The sequence below is a fragment of the Paracoccus sp. MC1862 genome (assembly GCF_016617715.1).
Taxonomy (GTDB): Bacteria; Pseudomonadota; Alphaproteobacteria; order Rhodobacterales; family Rhodobacteraceae; genus Paracoccus.
Genome location: NZ_CP067225.1, coordinates 1,673,602 through 1,687,379 on the forward strand (window position 1 = coordinate 1,673,602; position 13,778 = coordinate 1,687,379).

Genomic DNA, 13,778 nt, shown 5'->3' on the forward strand with positions numbered 1-13,778 from the left:
GCCGCTATTCGGCGGACCGTTTCTCTCGCTGCAAGACGACGGCGAGCACGATGATGACGCCTTGGATCGCCCCGTTCAGATAGGGGCTGACCAGGTCCGCCAGATTCAGGATGTTGTCGATGAGCGACAGGATCAGGACGCCGACCACCGTGCCCCAGACCCGGCCGCGCCCGCCCTTCAGCGCGGTGCCGCCGATGATGACGGCAGCGATGGCCTCAAGCTCCCACAGCGTTCCGGTGGACCCCGAGGCCGAGCCGAGGCGCGGGATGTAGAGGATCGTGGCCAGCCCGACCAGCGCGCCCAGCAGGACGTAGGTGGCAAGCCGGACCCGTTCCACGTTGACGTTGGAATAGCGGGCCACCCGGTCGTTCGAGCCGATGGCCTCGACATGGCGGCCGAAGCGGGTGTGGCGCATCGTCCATTCGCCCAGCACCGCGGCGATGGCGAATACGATGATCGGCCATGTCACCCAACCGATGCCGCCGAAATAGACCGGCCGGTACAGCGCCCGCAGGTCCGAGCCGAGGCTGAGCGTGCCTCCGTCCGCAAGCCATGTGACAAGGCTGCGGAAGATGCCCATGGTGCCCAGCGTGACGATGAAGGCCTCGATCCCCCAGCGGGTGACAAGCGTGCCGTTCAGCATCCCCGCCAACACGCCCCCGCCCAGCGCCACGCCCATGCCCATGCCCATCAGGACCGTGCCCCAGTTCGCCTCGGTGATCGGCACCAGCGCATTCATCGCCATGATCGCGATGCCGGCAAGGAAAGCCGCCATGGACCCCACCGACAGGTCCAGCCCGCCCTGCGTAATCACGAAGGTCATGCCGATGGCGATCAGCCCAGTGAAGGCCGAGCGCGCTGCCACGTTCGACAGGTTCGCGGGCGCAAGGAAGGCCGGGTTCAGCAGCGCGCCGAGGATGAACAGCGCCACCAGCGCCAGAAGCGGCCCGAGGACATGCAGGTCGATGCGTCTCATGCGGCCTTTCCTTCGGCGCCGACGCCCATGGCGAGGCGGACGATGTTTTCCTCGGTGATGGCCTCGCCCGCGACTTCCCCGGCTAGGCGGCCCTGCCGCATGACCAGCACGCGGTCGGCAAGGCCCATGACCTCGGGCAGTTCCGACGAGATCACGATGACGCCCTTTCCCGCCCGCGCGAGTTCGCGGACGAAGCGGTAGATCTGCTGCTTGGTGCCGACGTCGATGCCGCGGGTGGGTTCGTCGATGATGACGATCTCGGGCTCTGTCAGCATGGTCTTGGCGAGCAGCAGCTTTTGCTGGTTGCCTCCTGACAGCGCCCCTGCGGGCATGGCGGCCGAGGCCGCGCGGATATCAAAGCGGCGCGTGGCTTCCTCCATCGCAACCGCCTCGCGCCTGCGATCGATGCGGAAGCCGAAGCGGTTGAGGGCCGAAAGCGTCAGATTCTCGGTCAGCGGCTTGTCGAGCAGCAGTCCGGCTTCCTTCCGGTCCTCGGTCAGATAGGCGATGCCTGCCCCCGTGGCGTCCTGCGGGTGGCGGATGGCGACCGGCTGGCCCGCGACATGGATCGTGCCCGTCGAGGCGCGCAGCCCCGCGATTCCCTCGGCCAGTTCGGTGCGGCCCGAGCCGACGAGACCCGCGATCCCTAGCACCTCGCCCCGGCGCAGGGTCAGGCTGGCGTCATGGACAGAGACGGTGCCCGGAACAGACAGGCGTTCCACCCGTAGCAGTTCCTCGCCATGCGCGGTGTCCTTCGGCGGGAAGATGCCGGACAGCTCGCGCCCGACCATGGCATTGGCCATGCCTTCCTCGGTCAACTCGCCCCGCAGCGCCCGGCGCACCACGCTGCCGTCGCGCAACACGGTGATGCGGTCGGCCAGCCGCGCGACCTCGTCCAGACGGTGCGAGCAGAACATCAGCGCCACGCCTTCCTCCCGCAGCCGATCGACCTGAGCATAAAGCGCATCCACCTCGCGGTGGGTCAGCGCGGCCGAGGGCTCGTCCATGATGAGGACGCGCGCCCGCCGCGACAGCGCCTTGGCGATCTCGACCATCTGCCGGTCGGGAACCGACAGCATGCGGATCGGGGCGCCGGGGCTGATCGTGGTGTCGAGCCGCTTGAGCAGTTCCGCCGCCCGCTCGCGCATCGCGGCATGATCCAGCCGCGCTCCACGCGTCAGTTCGCGGCCGAGGAAGATGTTGGCAGCAACCGACAGGTCGGGAACGAGATTGAATTCCTGATGGATCACGACGATGCCCGCGGCCTCGGCCTCGGGTCCGCTGCGGTAGCGGGCGGGTTGGCCGTCCAGAAGCACCTGCCCCGAGGTCGGCGCAAGGAAGCCGCCGAGGATCTTCATGATCGTGGACTTGCCGGCGCCGTTTTCCCCGATCAGGGCGTGGACCTCGCCCGTGCTCAGCGCCAGATCGACGCCGTGCAGAACCTCGACGGGGCCGAAGCTCTTGGTGACGGCTTCAAGCGCAAGGACGGGCGTCACGGCTGCACCCTGATCCATGCGCCGTCCTGAGCGGCAGATTCCTGCGCGGCGGCAATGAAAGCCATGCCGGACAGCCCGTCCGAAAGGCCGGGGATACGGTCCAGATGCGTATCGTCGCCCCGGATCACGGCGGCGATGTCGGTATAAAGATTGGCAAAGGCTTCCAGATAGCCCTCGGGATGTCCCGGCGGCGTGCGGAAGGACCCCGAGCGGTCCCGTGCCCGCGTCAGCACATGGGCCACGCCGTCTGCCGTGGTCATCACCAGCCGCTCGGAGTCGTCCAGCCGCCATTCCAGCGAAGCGTCGGTTCCGAAGACACGCAGCGACAGCCCGCCCTCCTCTCCCACGGCGACCTGGCTGCACCACAGCCCGCCTTTGGCGCCCGAGGCATAGCGCAGCGCCACCCGCGCATCGTCATCGACGCGGCGGCCCGGCACTATGCTGGAAAGGTCGGCCGAGATGCTGTCCGGCACCTGCCCCGTCACGAAAGCCGCAAGCTGCCAGGCATGGGTGCCGATGTCGCCCAGCGCCCCCGCCCCCGCCTGCGCCGGATCGGTGCGCCAGTCGGCCTGTTTTGAGCGCACATCCTCGGACAGCCAGCCCTGCAGGAACTCGGCCTGCACCAGCCGCAGGGTGCCGATGCCGCCTTCGGCCACAATGGCGCGGGCCTCGCGCACCATCGGATGGGCGCAGTAGTTGTGGGTCAGGAAGAACCGCGCCCGGCTGCGGGCCACTGCCTCGGCGATCTGCCACGCCTGATCCTGCGTGGCGGCCACGGGCTTGTCGCAGATGACGTGGATGCCTGCGTCGAGGAAGGCCACGGCCACCGCCGCGTGCAGGTGGTTGGGCGTGACGATGGCGACGGCATCGATCCCGTCAGGGCGCGCCGCTTCCTCGGCCGCCATCCGCCGGAAATCGGCATAGCTGCGTTCCACCCCAAGCGCCCGCGCCGAAGCTTCGGCCCGCGCGGGATCGGATGACAACGTCCCGGCCACCAGCCGGAACTGCCCGTCCATCCGCGCGGCGATGCGGTGGATGGCGCCGATGAAGGCGCCCTCGCCGCCGCCGACCATGCCGAGGCGGATCGGCTGGCTCATGACAGTCCCAGTGCGGCGGCAATGGCCGCGCGGTCCGTCCCCTGCGCGGCGAAGTCGTCGAAAGCCTGTGGCGTGGTTCGGATGATGTGGCGGCGGACGAACTCCGCCCCTTCCCGCGCGCCATCCTCGGGATGCTTCAGCGCGCATTCCCACTCGACCACCGCCCAGCCGGGGAAGTCGTATTGCGCCAGCTTGGAAAACACCTGTGCGAAATCCACCTGCCCGTCGCCGGGGCTGCGGAAGCGGCCTGCCCGGTCCACCCAAGGCTGGTAGCCGCCATAGACGCCCTGTCGGCCGGTCGGGCGGAACTCGGCGTCCTTGACGTGGAACATGCGGATGCGGTCGTGGTAGATGTCGATGTTCTGCAGGTAGTCGAGCTGCTGCAGCACGTAATGCGACGGGTCATAAAGCATGTTCGCCCGAGGATGCTGACCGACCCGGTCAAGGAACATCTCGAACGTCACGCCGTCGTGCAGGTCCTCGCCGGGATGGATCTCGTAGCAGACATCGACGCCGTTTTCCTCGGCGAGGTCCAGCAGGGGTCGCCAGCGCTCGGCCAGCGTGTCGAAGGCGGTTTCCACCAGCCCCGGTGCCCGCTGCGGCCACGGATAGAGATAGGGCCACGCCAGAGCGCCCGAGAAGGTCGCCATTGCATCCAGCCCCAGCAGGCGGCTGGCGCGGATGGTCTTTCCGACCTGATCCACAGCCCATTCCTGCCGCGCCTTGAGGTTGCCGCGCAGCGCCTCGGGCGCGAAGGCGTCGAAAGCGGCGTCATAGGCCGGATGGACGGCGACAAGCTGGCCCTGCGTGTGGCAGGAAAGCTCGGTCACTTCGACGCCGTTCTCGCGGGCGATGCCAAGGAACTCGTCGCGCCAGTCCTGCGATTCGACCGCGCGATCCAGATCGAACAGCCGCATGTCGCCCGAGGGCACCTGCACGCCCTTGTAGCCCAGCGAACCCGCCCAGGCGGTGATGGACCTCCAGTCGTTGAAGGGAGCCTTGTCCGACACGAATTGCGCCAGAAACAGGCCGGGGCCCTTGATCGTCCGCATTCTTCCTCCTCCACCCGAGGGAAAGGCAAGCACGGGATGAAATCGTTTTCAAGAACTATCTGATGGACTTGCGAGACATGGTGAACAGGCCCTAGCCTGCGCTCATGACACAAGATACGCACTCTCAGGTCCGCCTGACTGACGTGGCCCGCCGCGCCGGAGTTTCGCCCGCGACGGTCAGCCGGGTATTGTCGCGCCCGGAACTCGTGTCCCCCGCCATGCGCGAGGCGGTGATGCAGGCCGTCACCGCCACCGGCTACCGGATGAACCAGGCGGCGCGGAACCTTCGCAAGCAGCGGACGGGGGCAGTGGTGGCGCTGGTCCCGAACCTCGGCAATCCGTTCTTCGCCAAGATCCTTGCCGGCATGGGGCAGGAGTTGAACGCGGCGGGATTCGACCTGCTGGTGGGCGACACGATGGACGAGGGCGGGCGGCACCGGGCGCTGGACCGCTTCCTCGACCCCTCGCGGGCCGACGGGATCATCCTGCTGGACGGGCAGGTGACGCAGGCCGACCTTGCCGCGCTGCCGCAGGCGCCGCCGCTGGTCATGGCCTGCGAATGGATCGAGGGCAGCGCGGTGCCCTGCGTCGTGCTGGACAACGCGCTGGGGACGGAACTCGCCGCCCGGCACCTGCGTGAGCTTGGGCACCAGCGGATCGGCTGGATCGGCGGCCCGCCCGGCAATGTGCTGCACAAGGCGCGGCTGGAGGGGCTGGCCCGCGTGCTGGGGAAGGTGCCGCCGGGCTATCCCGGCGACTTCTCTCTGCAATCGGGGACTCGGGCGGCGCAGATCTGGCTTGCAGGGGCCTCTGCCCTGCGCCCCACCGCCATCGTCGCCTTCAGCGACGAATTGGCGGCGGGCTTCATGGGCGAGGTGCAGCGCCACGGGGTCGTGGTGCCGCGCGACGTGTCGGTGATCGGCTTCGATGGGATCGAGTGGGTGGCTCACCTGCCGACCCCCCTGACCACCATCCGCCAGCCCAAGCGCGACCTCGGCCGCACCGCCGCCCGCACCCTGATCCGCCGGATCAACGGGGAGCCCATCGCCGCCCGCGAGGTGCTGAGGCCGGAACTGGTCCTGCGCGCCTCGACCGCGCCGCCGGCCTAGGGCGTCAGCCGCAGCAGCCGCCCGCCGCGTCCGTCCTCGATCAGCCAGACCGCGCCCTCCGGGGACACCGCCACGTCGCGGATGCGGGCGCCCATGTTCCAGCGTTCCGCCTCGGCCGCGCGTCCGTCACGGCCCACGACCGCCCGCACAAGCGCCTGCCCGGACAGCGCGCCGATCAGCGCCGAGCCGTTCCAGCCCGGGAACATCGCGCCCTGATGGAAGACCAACCCGGCCGGCGAGATCACGGGCGCCCACGACAGGGACGGCCCCGCGAAGTCGGGCCGCGTCGCATGGTCCGGGATCGGCCGCCCGTCATAATGGTTGCCGTTCGACACAACCGGCCAGCCGTAGTTCGCACCGGGACGGATCAGGTTCAACTCGTCGCCGCCCCGAGGTCCCATCTCGTGCGACCACAGCCTCCCGTCCGGCGCGAAGGCCAGCCCATAGGGATTGCGGTGCCCCGTGGTCCATGTCTGCCCCCGGATGCCGCCCTGTCGCGCCCAAGGATTGTCACGGGGCGTCGAGCCGTCGAGGTTCAGCCGCAGGATCTTGCCACGGCCCTGATCCGGGTCCTGCGCGCTGGCGGGCTGCATCCGGTCGCCCACGGTCAGGAACAGGTGCCGCCCCCGCGGGTCGAAGGCGATGATGCCGCCGGGCTGGCCGCCGCCTCCTCCCGGCGCCTGCCGCCACACCGCGCCGAGATCGGCCAGCGCCGCGCGGTTTCCCGAGACCGTCAGCCGCGCACGTGCCAGCACCAGCCGGCCGCCCTGCGCGGGCTCGACATAGGTGAAGAAGACGCGGGCCGAGCGGCTGAAATCGGGGCTTGCCGCGATGTCCAGCAACCCGTTCTGGCCGGATGCGAGCACGCGCGGGACATTCGCCACCGGAACCTTCTCGCCGCGCTGGCTGACAAGGAAGACGCGGCCGGGCTTTTCCGTCACCAGCATCCAGCCGCCGGGCAGGAAGCCTATGGCCCAAGGACGGTCGAAACGGGCAACCGCCTGCACGGTGAAGGGCTGCCGCGCCTGCGCCATGGCAGGCATGGCTCCCATCGCCGCGGGCAGGGTCAGGGCAAGGAAGCTGCGACGGTCCATATCGCCTCCGGTCACGGGGTGCCGTGTGGCCAGGGAAGCCACCCGTGCCACAGGCCAGTGTGACACGGGCCGGCACGGGTGGCGAGGTTTTCGCCCTTCCCGTATGTTCGGCCTCCGATACGCGAGAGAGCAACAGCGCGGGATGTTCGCGGCTGGCCTGCCGACACGTTGCACGCGCCTTTACAGGAAAGCACCCCGCGGTGCCCCTCTTGTGGTCTGGCGCCAAGCTGGTTGATCCTCGCGGACATGATACCGACCGACCAACCCTCGAGCTTCCCTCCGACCGCTTTGCCGGTGTTGGCATGACCACTCCCGACTGGCCGAGAATCGCGCTGACCGGCATCGACGGAATTGCCGTCACCTTCGCCGCGCGGCTGACCGAGCCCGCGAACCGTGCAGCGCTGGCCCTGCGCGCCGCCGTCGAGGCGGCAGGCTGGCCCGAGGTGCAGGAAACGGCGGCCTCGCTCGTCTCGGCCTACCTGCGGGTCGATCCGCTTTGCGACATGACTCCGCTGGTGGCACGGCTGCGGGCGCTGGTCGCCTCACGCGACTGGACCGCCGCGCCGCTGCCCGAGGACCGCAAGCTTATCCGCATCCCCACCTGCTATGACAGCCTCCATGCCCCGCAGCTTGACGAAGCGGCCGAGCTTGCCGGGCTGACCCGCCCGCAGGCGATCGAGGCGCTGGCGACCTCGTCCCTGCGGGTGCTGACCATCGGCTTCGCCCCGGGCCAGCCCTATATCGGCGAACTGCCGCCCGAATGGGACATCCCCCGCCTGCGCGAACTGACCCCACGGGTTCCGGTAGGGGCGCTGACAGTCGCGATCCGGCAACTGGTGCTGTTCGCGGTCGAGGCGCAGACCGGCTGGCGCCATGTCGGGCAGACCGCCGCGCGGCCTTTCGATCCTGCCGCCCCGCAGCCCTTCCTGCTGCGCCCGGGCGATGCGCTGGCCTTCCCTCCGGTGGATGCCGACCGGCTGGAGGCCCTGATGCGCGATCCGACCGGCGGCATCACCATCGAGACCGCGCCATGAGCCTGCTCGTCCTGTCCTCGAACCCCGGCGTCACCATCCAGGACCGGGGCCGTCCCGGCTGGCTGGCGCAGGGGCTGTCGCGCGGGGGCGCGGCCGACCCGGTGGCGCTGGCCGAGGGCGCGGCGCTGCTGGGGCAGCCGGATAATCTTGCAGTGGTCGAGCTTGCCGGGGCACCCGCCCGCTTCCGCGTGACTGCGCCGGCAAGGTTGGCACTGACGGGCGCTCCCTTCCGCGCCATTCTGAGGGATGGCGAGGAACGCCCGCTTGACTGGAACGCGATCCATCTGCTGCCCGCCGGATCGGAACTGGCGCTGTATCCCATCGAAGGCGGCTTTGCCTATCTTGCGCTTGGCGGGGGGATCGAGACGCCGCTGATCCTCGGCGCGCGTTCGGCGCATCTGGCGGCGGAGATCGGAGGGCCTCTTTCGGTCGGCGGGGAACTGCCGCTCGGCCCCGATTCGGGCGAAGCGGCCGATCTGGCGCTGGACCCCCTGCCCCGCTTCGGCGGCGGCGAGATCCGGGTGGTGGAAAGCCTGCAGACCGCGCTTTACCCGCCCGCCGAGATCGCGCGGTTCCAGCGCAGCACCTTCCGCCGCGACGCACGCGGCAACCGCATGGGCGTGCGGCTGACCCCCGAGGGCGGCGGCTTCGAGCTTGCGGGCGGGCTTTCGGTCGTCTCCGAGATCGTCCAGCCGGGCGACATCCAGATCACCGGCGACGGCACGCCCTTCGTCCTGCTGAGCGAGTGCCAGACGACCGGCGGCTATCCCCGCATCGCCACCGTCCTGCCCTGCGACCTGCCGCGCGTGGCGCAGGCCCCGCCCGGCGCGGCGCTGACCATCCGCTTCGTCACGCGGAACGAAGCCCGCAAGGCAATGGCGGATCACGCGCAGGCGCTGGCGTCGTTGCGCGGGCGGGTGCGGCCGAGGTTGCGAGACCCATGGGCGGTGCCCGACCTGCTGGGCTACAACCTGATCGGCGGCGTCGTCAGCGCCCATGAAGGAGACGGACCATGACCCTTCACGTCGATCTGAATGCCGACATGGGCGAAAGCTTCGGCCCTTGGACGATGGGCGATGACGCGGCGCTGCTGGAGGTGATCTCGTCCGCCAATGTCGCCTGCGGGGTCCATGCGGGCGACTGGGACGTGATGGCGCGGACGATGGAACTGGCCGTCAGGAACGGCGTCGGCATCGGCGCGCATCCGGGCTTTCCCGACCTGCAGGGCTTCGGCCGGCGCGAGATGCAGATGCCTTTGCCCAGTGCCGCAAACCTGATCCGCTGGCAGCTTGGCGCGGCGCAGGCAATGGCGCGGGCGGCGGGCGGAGAAGTCCGTCACCTCAAGCTGCATGGGGCGCTGGCGAACATGGCTTCGCGCGACGAGGCGCTTGCCACGGCCTGTTTCGAGGGCGCGCTGTCGGTGGACCCCGGCATCATTTTGATGGTGCTGGCGGGCACCGCGCAGCAGGCGGCGGCGCAGCGGCTGGGCGCTCGGGTCGCGTGCGAGATCTTCGCCGACCGGGCCTATAGCGCCGATGCGACCCTGCTGGACAGGCGGCTGCCGGGGGCGGTGATCCATGATGCCGCCGAGGCGGCCGCGCGGGTGGTGCGGATGGTCAAGGCGGGCGCGATCCTGCCGGAAGCGGGCGTGTCGATCCCGACCCGCATCGACACGATCTGCCTGCATGGCGACACGCCCGGCGCGATCCACATCGCGCGCAGGGTTCGCGGGGCGCTGGAGGAAGCAGGCATCAGGGTCGCGAGGTTCGAGGGAACTCCACTGCGGTAAGGCTGTTTTTGCGGCTCGGCCGGACCGGGGGCTGTCTGCCCCCATCGTCGCACAGGACGATCCCCGAGGATATCTGCACGAAGAAGATGGGGCTAAGAGGACAGGCGTTCAGCTTTTCCTGATCCGTCGGGCGCGGATCAGGGTGTGCTGGCTGACGATTTCGAAGCCCAGGCGCTCCAGCATCTCGCGGCGCAGGCGGGCGATCTCGTCGCTGGCGATCTCGATGACCTCGCCGGTGTCGATGTCCACCACATGGTCGTGTTCGGCGGCGGGCGTGATCTCGTAGCGCGATGGCTCGCTTTCCAGCGTCAGCTTGCGGATCAGCCCAGCCTCCTCGAGCGCCGACAGGGTGCGATAGACGGTGGCGAGCGAGACCGAATCGTCCACTGCCCGCGCCCGCGCCAGCAACTCGTCGGCATTGGGGTGGTCGGCGGAATCCATCAGGATCGCCAACAGCACCATCCGCTGCTGCGTCACGCGAAGCCCCGCATCGCGCAGCGCCTGGGCGAAGTCTGTCGTATGCGCGCTCATCCCGCCTTTCCTGCAGATGGGCCGAGGTTAGCCCCATCCGGCGATGCCGGCAACAAATGAGAATCGCTCTCATCTGCTTGACAGATGCGAATGCGTTGCATTTACATGGAGGGAGAAAGCGGAAAGGAAGTGGCATGGCTTCGCGCAAGGCACGTCTTCTGGCTGCAACGATGGCGCTGGCGCTGACCGCAGGGGCGGCGCAGGCGCAGGAGCGGATGAAGGTCGCGACCACCTTCACCGTCATCGCCGACATGGCCCGCAACGTCGCGGGCGATGCAGCCGAAGTGGTGTCCATCACCAAGCCCGGCGCCGAGGTCCATGGATACGAGCCGACGCCGCAGGACATCGTGGGGGCACAGGACGCCGACCTGATCCTGTGGAACGGGCTGAACCTCGAACGCTGGTTCGAGCAGTTCCTGGGAAACCTCAGGGACGTGCCCTCGGCCACGGTCAGCGATGGGATCGCGCCGATGCCCATCTCGAGCGGCGACTACGAGGGCAGGCCCAACCCCCATGCCTGGATGAGCCCCGCCAACGCGCTGATCTACGTGGACAACATCGCCGCCGCCATGGCCGGGGTCGATCCGGCGAATGCAACGACCTATGCGGCCAATGCCGAAGGCTACAAGGCCGAACTGACCGCCGCGCTGGAACCCCTGAAGGCGCAGATCGCGGAGATCCCGGAACCGCGGCGGTGGCTGGTGACTTGCGAGGGGGCGTTCAGTTACCTCGCGCGGGACTTCGGGATGAAGGAATTGTATCTCTGGCCGATCAACGCCGACCAGATGGGCACGCCCCGTCAGGTCCGGCAGGTGATCGACGGCGTGCGCGAGAACGACATCCCGGCCGTCTTCTGCGAAAGCACCGTCAGCCAGGCGCCGGCCGAGCAGGTCGCCCGCGAGACCGGCGCCCGGTACGGCGGCGTGCTTTACGTGGACAGCCTGTCGGAACCGGATGGGCCGGTGCCGAGCTATCTGGACCTGATGCGCGTCACCGCGCAGACCATCGCGGACGGGCTGACCGCCGGGATCGCGGAACAGGACTGACAGATGCCCCCCATGTCGCCTGCGAAAGACCCCGGCATCGTCGCGCGTGACGTGACGGTGACCTATCGCAACGGCCACACGGCGCTGCGCCATGCGTCCTTCGAGATCCCGCAGGGGACGGTCACGGCGCTGGTCGGCGTGAACGGCGCCGGCAAATCCACGCTGTTCAAGGCGATCATGGGTTTTGTCCCCGTCGCGTCGGGCGAGATCCGGCTGCTGGGGCTGACCGTGCGCGAGGCGCTGCGGCGCAACCTCGTGGCCTATGTCCCGCAGGCCGAGGAGGTGGACTGGACCTTCCCGGTGCTGGTCGAGGACGTGGTGATGATGGGCCGCTATGGTCACATGGGCTTCCTGCGACGCCCCTCTGCCAAGGACCGCGCGGCGGTGGATGAGGCGCTGGCCCGCGTCGGCATGGCGGACCTGCGCCATCGCCAGATCGGAGAATTGTCGGGCGGGCAGCGGAAGCGCGTCTTCCTTGCCCGCGCACTGGCGCAGGACGGGCGGGTGATCCTGCTGGACGAACCCTTCACCGGCGTGGACGTGGGCACCGAGGACCGGATTATCCAGCTTCTGGGCGAGTTGCGGGACGAGGGGCGCGTGATGCTGGTCTCGACCCACAATCTCGGCTCGGTGCCCGAGTTCTGCGACCGCGTGGTGCTGGTCAAGGGCACCGTGCTGGCGCATGGCCCGACCGAGACGACCTTCACGCGGGAAAACCTCGAACGCGCCTTCGGCGGCGTGCTGCGGCATTTCACGCTGGGCGGCGAGGCGCTGCATGACGACGACGATCCGCGCCACGTCACCATCCTGACGGACGACGAACGCCCGCTGGTGCGCTATGACAACCGCACCCAGATACGCGAAAGGGCCGAGGACGCATGATCCTGCTGGAGCCCTTTGCCTACGGCTACATGACCAACGCCATGTGGGTTTCGGCGCTGGTCGGCGGAGTCTGCGCCTTCCTGTCGGCCTACCTGATGCTGAAAGGCTGGTCGCTGATCGGGGATGCGCTGTCCCATTCCGTCGTGCCGGGAGTCGCCGGGGCCTACATGCTGGGGCTGCCCTTTGCACTTGGGGCGTTCATCTCGGGCGGGCTGGCGGCTGCGGCGATGCTGTTCCTGTCGGACCGCTCGGGGCTGAAGCCCGACGTGGTGATCGGGCTGATCTTCACCGGCTTCTTCGGGCTGGGGCTGTTCATGGTCTCGCTGAACCCTGTCGCGATCTCGGTCCAGACGATCACCATGGGCAATATCCTCGCGATCACGCCCGGCGATACGGTGCAGCTTGCCATCATCGGCTTCGTCTCGCTGGCGGTGCTGCTGGCGAAGTGGAAGGACCTGATGGTGGTCTTCTTCGACGAGGCCCATGCCCGGTCCATCGGCCTGCGTCCCGGTCTGCTGAAGGGCGTGTTCTTCGTGCTGCTGTCGGCCTGCGTGGTGGCGGCGATGCAGACGGTCGGCGCCTTCCTCGTCATCGCCATGGTGGTGACGCCCGGCGCGACCGCCTATCTGCTGACCGACCGCTTTCCGCGCCTGATCGCGCTGTCGGTCGCCATCGGCACGGCCACGAGCTTCCTGGGCGCCTATCTCAGCTATTTCCTTGACGGCGCGACCGGGGGAATCATCGTCTGCCTGCAGACGCTGGTGTTCCTTGCCGCCTTCGTCTGGGCGCCCAAGCACGGGCTGCTGGCCGCCCGCGCCCGCGCAAGGGGCGCATCGTGATCGAGACGCTGCTTGCCCCCTTTCAGTTCGGCTTCATGCAGAACGCCTTCCTGATCGCGCTGATCGTCTCGGTCCCGACGGCGCTGCTGTCCTGCTTTCTGGTGCTGAAGGGCTGGGCGCTGATGGGGGATGCCGTCAGCCATGCGGTGCTGCCGGGGATCGTGCTGGCCTATGTCCTTGGCCTGCCGCTGATCTTGGGCGCCTTCGCGGCGGGAATGCTCACCTCGGTGGCGACCGGCTACTTGGCCGAGAACAGCCGGGTGAAGCAGGACACGGTGATGGGCGTCGTCTTTTCCGGCATGTTCGGACTGGGGATCGTGCTTTACACGGCGATCACCTCGGACGTGCATCTGGATCATATCCTGTTCGGCAACATGCTGGGGGTGCAGCCGGGCGACCTGTGGACGGCGGGGCTGATATCGGTCTTCGTCACGGCGGCGCTGGCGCTGAAGTGGAAGGACCTGATGCTGCACGCCTTCGACCCGGCGCAGGCGAGGGCCTCGGGGCTGAGGGTCGGGCTGCTGCACTACGGGCTGCTCACGATCCTGTCGCTGACCATCGTGGCGACGCTGACGGCGACTGGCCTGATCCTCGCCGTCGGTCTGCTGATCGCGCCGGGGGCCATCGCCTTCCTGCTGGCCCGCAGCTTCGGGCGGATGCTGGTCGTGGCGGTGGCGGTCTGCATGAGCGGGATGCTGGCGGGGGTCTACGCCAGCTTCTTCCTCGACAGCGCCCCCGCCCCGACGATCATCCTGGTCCTGACGGCGGGTTTCATCGCGGCCTTCCTGCGCCGGCAATGGCAGATGCGGCGGGCGCAGAACGCTGGCTGAGCG

At 68.8% G+C, this 13,778-nt stretch carries 14 protein-coding genes; 8 read left to right on the forward strand and 6 right to left on the reverse strand.

Annotated features, from left to right (window positions below):
• Positions 1 to 4 precede the first annotated feature (4 nt).
• The 4 genes from JGR78_RS08335 to JGR78_RS08350 are packed head-to-tail and all read right to left on the reverse strand — an operon-like array spanning position 5 to position 4,621.
• Complete coding sequence (locus JGR78_RS08335; protein ID WP_182804246.1) at positions 5 to 976, reverse strand: ABC transporter permease; 972 nt, start codon at positions 974 to 976, stop codon at positions 5 to 7.
• Positions 973 to 2,490 carry a sugar ABC transporter ATP-binding protein gene (locus tag JGR78_RS08340; RefSeq protein ID WP_182804244.1) on the reverse strand — a complete coding sequence of 506 codons (1,518 nt, stop codon included), beginning with the start codon at positions 2,488 to 2,490 and terminating at the stop codon, positions 973 to 975. Before JGR78_RS08340 ends, JGR78_RS08335 begins: the two co-directional genes overlap by 4 nt.
• A complete protein-coding gene (locus JGR78_RS08345; RefSeq protein WP_234450682.1) occupies positions 2,469 to 3,569 on the reverse strand; it encodes a Gfo/Idh/MocA family protein in 1,101 nt (366 codons plus the stop codon). Before JGR78_RS08345 ends, JGR78_RS08340 begins: the two co-directional genes overlap by 22 nt.
• Positions 3,566 to 4,621 (reverse strand): sugar phosphate isomerase/epimerase, encoded by a 1,056-nt coding sequence (locus JGR78_RS08350; protein WP_182804242.1) that lies wholly within the window; start codon positions 4,619 to 4,621, stop codon positions 3,566 to 3,568. The genes JGR78_RS08345 and JGR78_RS08350 overlap by 4 nt, the downstream gene beginning before the upstream one ends.
• 104 nt (positions 4,622 to 4,725) lie before the next feature.
• On the opposite strand from JGR78_RS08350, the gene JGR78_RS08355 reads away from it, so the two are divergent.
• Complete coding sequence (locus JGR78_RS08355) at positions 4,726 to 5,730, forward strand: LacI family DNA-binding transcriptional regulator (protein WP_182791866.1); 1,005 nt, start codon at positions 4,726 to 4,728, stop codon at positions 5,728 to 5,730.
• On the opposite strand, the gene JGR78_RS08360 is transcribed toward JGR78_RS08355, so the two are convergent.
• Positions 5,727 to 6,824, reverse strand: a complete 1,098-nt coding sequence (locus JGR78_RS08360) for a PQQ-dependent sugar dehydrogenase (RefSeq protein ID WP_182804240.1) — start codon at positions 6,822 to 6,824, stop codon at positions 5,727 to 5,729. The genes JGR78_RS08355 and JGR78_RS08360 overlap by 4 nt on opposite strands.
• Positions 6,825 to 7,126: 302 nt before the next feature.
• Here JGR78_RS08360 and JGR78_RS08365 point away from each other — a divergent pair, with 302 nt between their 5' ends.
• From JGR78_RS08365 to JGR78_RS08375, 3 genes are read left to right on the forward strand one after another with little or no spacing between them, the layout of a single operon-like run.
• Positions 7,127 to 7,858 (forward strand): allophanate hydrolase subunit 1, encoded by a 732-nt coding sequence (locus JGR78_RS08365; protein ID WP_182791864.1) that lies wholly within the window; start codon positions 7,127 to 7,129, stop codon positions 7,856 to 7,858.
• A complete protein-coding gene (locus JGR78_RS08370) occupies positions 7,855 to 8,874 on the forward strand; it encodes a biotin-dependent carboxyltransferase family protein (protein ID WP_182791863.1) in 1,020 nt (339 codons plus the stop codon). Before JGR78_RS08365 ends, JGR78_RS08370 begins: the two co-directional genes overlap by 4 nt.
• Positions 8,871 to 9,647, forward strand: a complete 777-nt coding sequence (locus JGR78_RS08375; RefSeq protein WP_182791862.1) for a LamB/YcsF family protein — start codon at positions 8,871 to 8,873, stop codon at positions 9,645 to 9,647. The genes JGR78_RS08370 and JGR78_RS08375 overlap by 4 nt, the downstream gene beginning before the upstream one ends.
• Before the next feature lie 108 nt (positions 9,648 to 9,755).
• Here the strand turns inward: JGR78_RS08375 and JGR78_RS08380 are convergent, their stop codons facing one another.
• Complete coding sequence (locus JGR78_RS08380; protein WP_182791861.1) at positions 9,756 to 10,178, reverse strand: Fur family transcriptional regulator; 423 nt, start codon at positions 10,176 to 10,178, stop codon at positions 9,756 to 9,758.
• 134 nt (positions 10,179 to 10,312) lie between these two features.
• Here JGR78_RS08380 and JGR78_RS08385 point away from each other — a divergent pair, with 134 nt between their 5' ends.
• From JGR78_RS08385 to JGR78_RS08400, 4 genes are read left to right on the forward strand one after another with little or no spacing between them, the layout of a single operon-like run.
• Entirely contained in the window at positions 10,313 to 11,224 is a 912-nt protein-coding gene (locus tag JGR78_RS08385; RefSeq protein ID WP_182804237.1) for a metal ABC transporter substrate-binding protein, read from the forward strand.
• Positions 11,225 to 11,227: 3 nt separating this feature from the next.
• Positions 11,228 to 12,106 (forward strand): manganese/iron ABC transporter ATP-binding protein, encoded by an 879-nt coding sequence (locus tag JGR78_RS08390; protein ID WP_370576405.1) that lies wholly within the window; start codon positions 11,228 to 11,230, stop codon positions 12,104 to 12,106.
• A complete protein-coding gene (locus JGR78_RS08395) occupies positions 12,103 to 12,945 on the forward strand; it encodes a metal ABC transporter permease (protein ID WP_182791859.1) in 843 nt (280 codons plus the stop codon). Before JGR78_RS08390 ends, JGR78_RS08395 begins: the two co-directional genes overlap by 4 nt.
• Positions 12,942 to 13,775: a metal ABC transporter permease gene (locus JGR78_RS08400; RefSeq protein ID WP_305798478.1), complete on the forward strand. Its 834-nt coding sequence runs from the start codon at positions 12,942 to 12,944 to the stop codon at positions 13,773 to 13,775. Before JGR78_RS08395 ends, JGR78_RS08400 begins: the two co-directional genes overlap by 4 nt.
• Positions 13,776 to 13,778 lie beyond the last annotated feature (3 nt).

Excerpts from the sequence above, each read along its gene's own strand:
- JGR78_RS08355 (WP_182791866.1), top strand. The coding sequence starts at position 4,726 with ATGACACAAGATACGCACTCTCAGGTCCGCCTGACTGACGTGGCCCGC.
- JGR78_RS08385 (WP_182804237.1), top strand. The coding sequence starts at position 10,313 with ATGGCTTCGCGCAAGGCACGTCTTCTGGCTGCAACGATGGCGCTGGCG.
- JGR78_RS08370 (WP_182791863.1), top strand. The coding sequence starts at position 7,855 with ATGAGCCTGCTCGTCCTGTCCTCGAACCCCGGCGTCACCATCCAGGAC.
- JGR78_RS08380 (WP_182791861.1), bottom strand. The coding sequence starts at position 10,178 with ATGAGCGCGCATACGACAGACTTCGCCCAGGCGCTGCGCGATGCGGGG.
- JGR78_RS08335 (WP_182804246.1), bottom strand. The coding sequence starts at position 976 with ATGAGACGCATCGACCTGCATGTCCTCGGGCCGCTTCTGGCGCTGGTG.
- JGR78_RS08360 (WP_182804240.1), bottom strand. The coding sequence starts at position 6,824 with ATGGACCGTCGCAGCTTCCTTGCCCTGACCCTGCCCGCGGCGATGGGA.
- JGR78_RS08395 (WP_182791859.1), top strand. The coding sequence starts at position 12,103 with ATGATCCTGCTGGAGCCCTTTGCCTACGGCTACATGACCAACGCCATG.
- JGR78_RS08340 (WP_182804244.1), bottom strand. The coding sequence starts at position 2,490 with ATGGATCAGGGTGCAGCCGTGACGCCCGTCCTTGCGCTTGAAGCCGTC.
- JGR78_RS08390 (WP_370576405.1), top strand. The coding sequence starts at position 11,228 with ATGCCCCCCATGTCGCCTGCGAAAGACCCCGGCATCGTCGCGCGTGAC.
- JGR78_RS08375 (WP_182791862.1), top strand. The coding sequence starts at position 8,871 with ATGACCCTTCACGTCGATCTGAATGCCGACATGGGCGAAAGCTTCGGC.
- JGR78_RS08365 (WP_182791864.1), top strand. The coding sequence starts at position 7,127 with ATGACCACTCCCGACTGGCCGAGAATCGCGCTGACCGGCATCGACGGA.
- JGR78_RS08345 (WP_234450682.1), bottom strand. The coding sequence starts at position 3,569 with ATGAGCCAGCCGATCCGCCTCGGCATGGTCGGCGGCGGCGAGGGCGCC.
- JGR78_RS08350 (WP_182804242.1), bottom strand. The coding sequence starts at position 4,621 with ATGCGGACGATCAAGGGCCCCGGCCTGTTTCTGGCGCAATTCGTGTCG.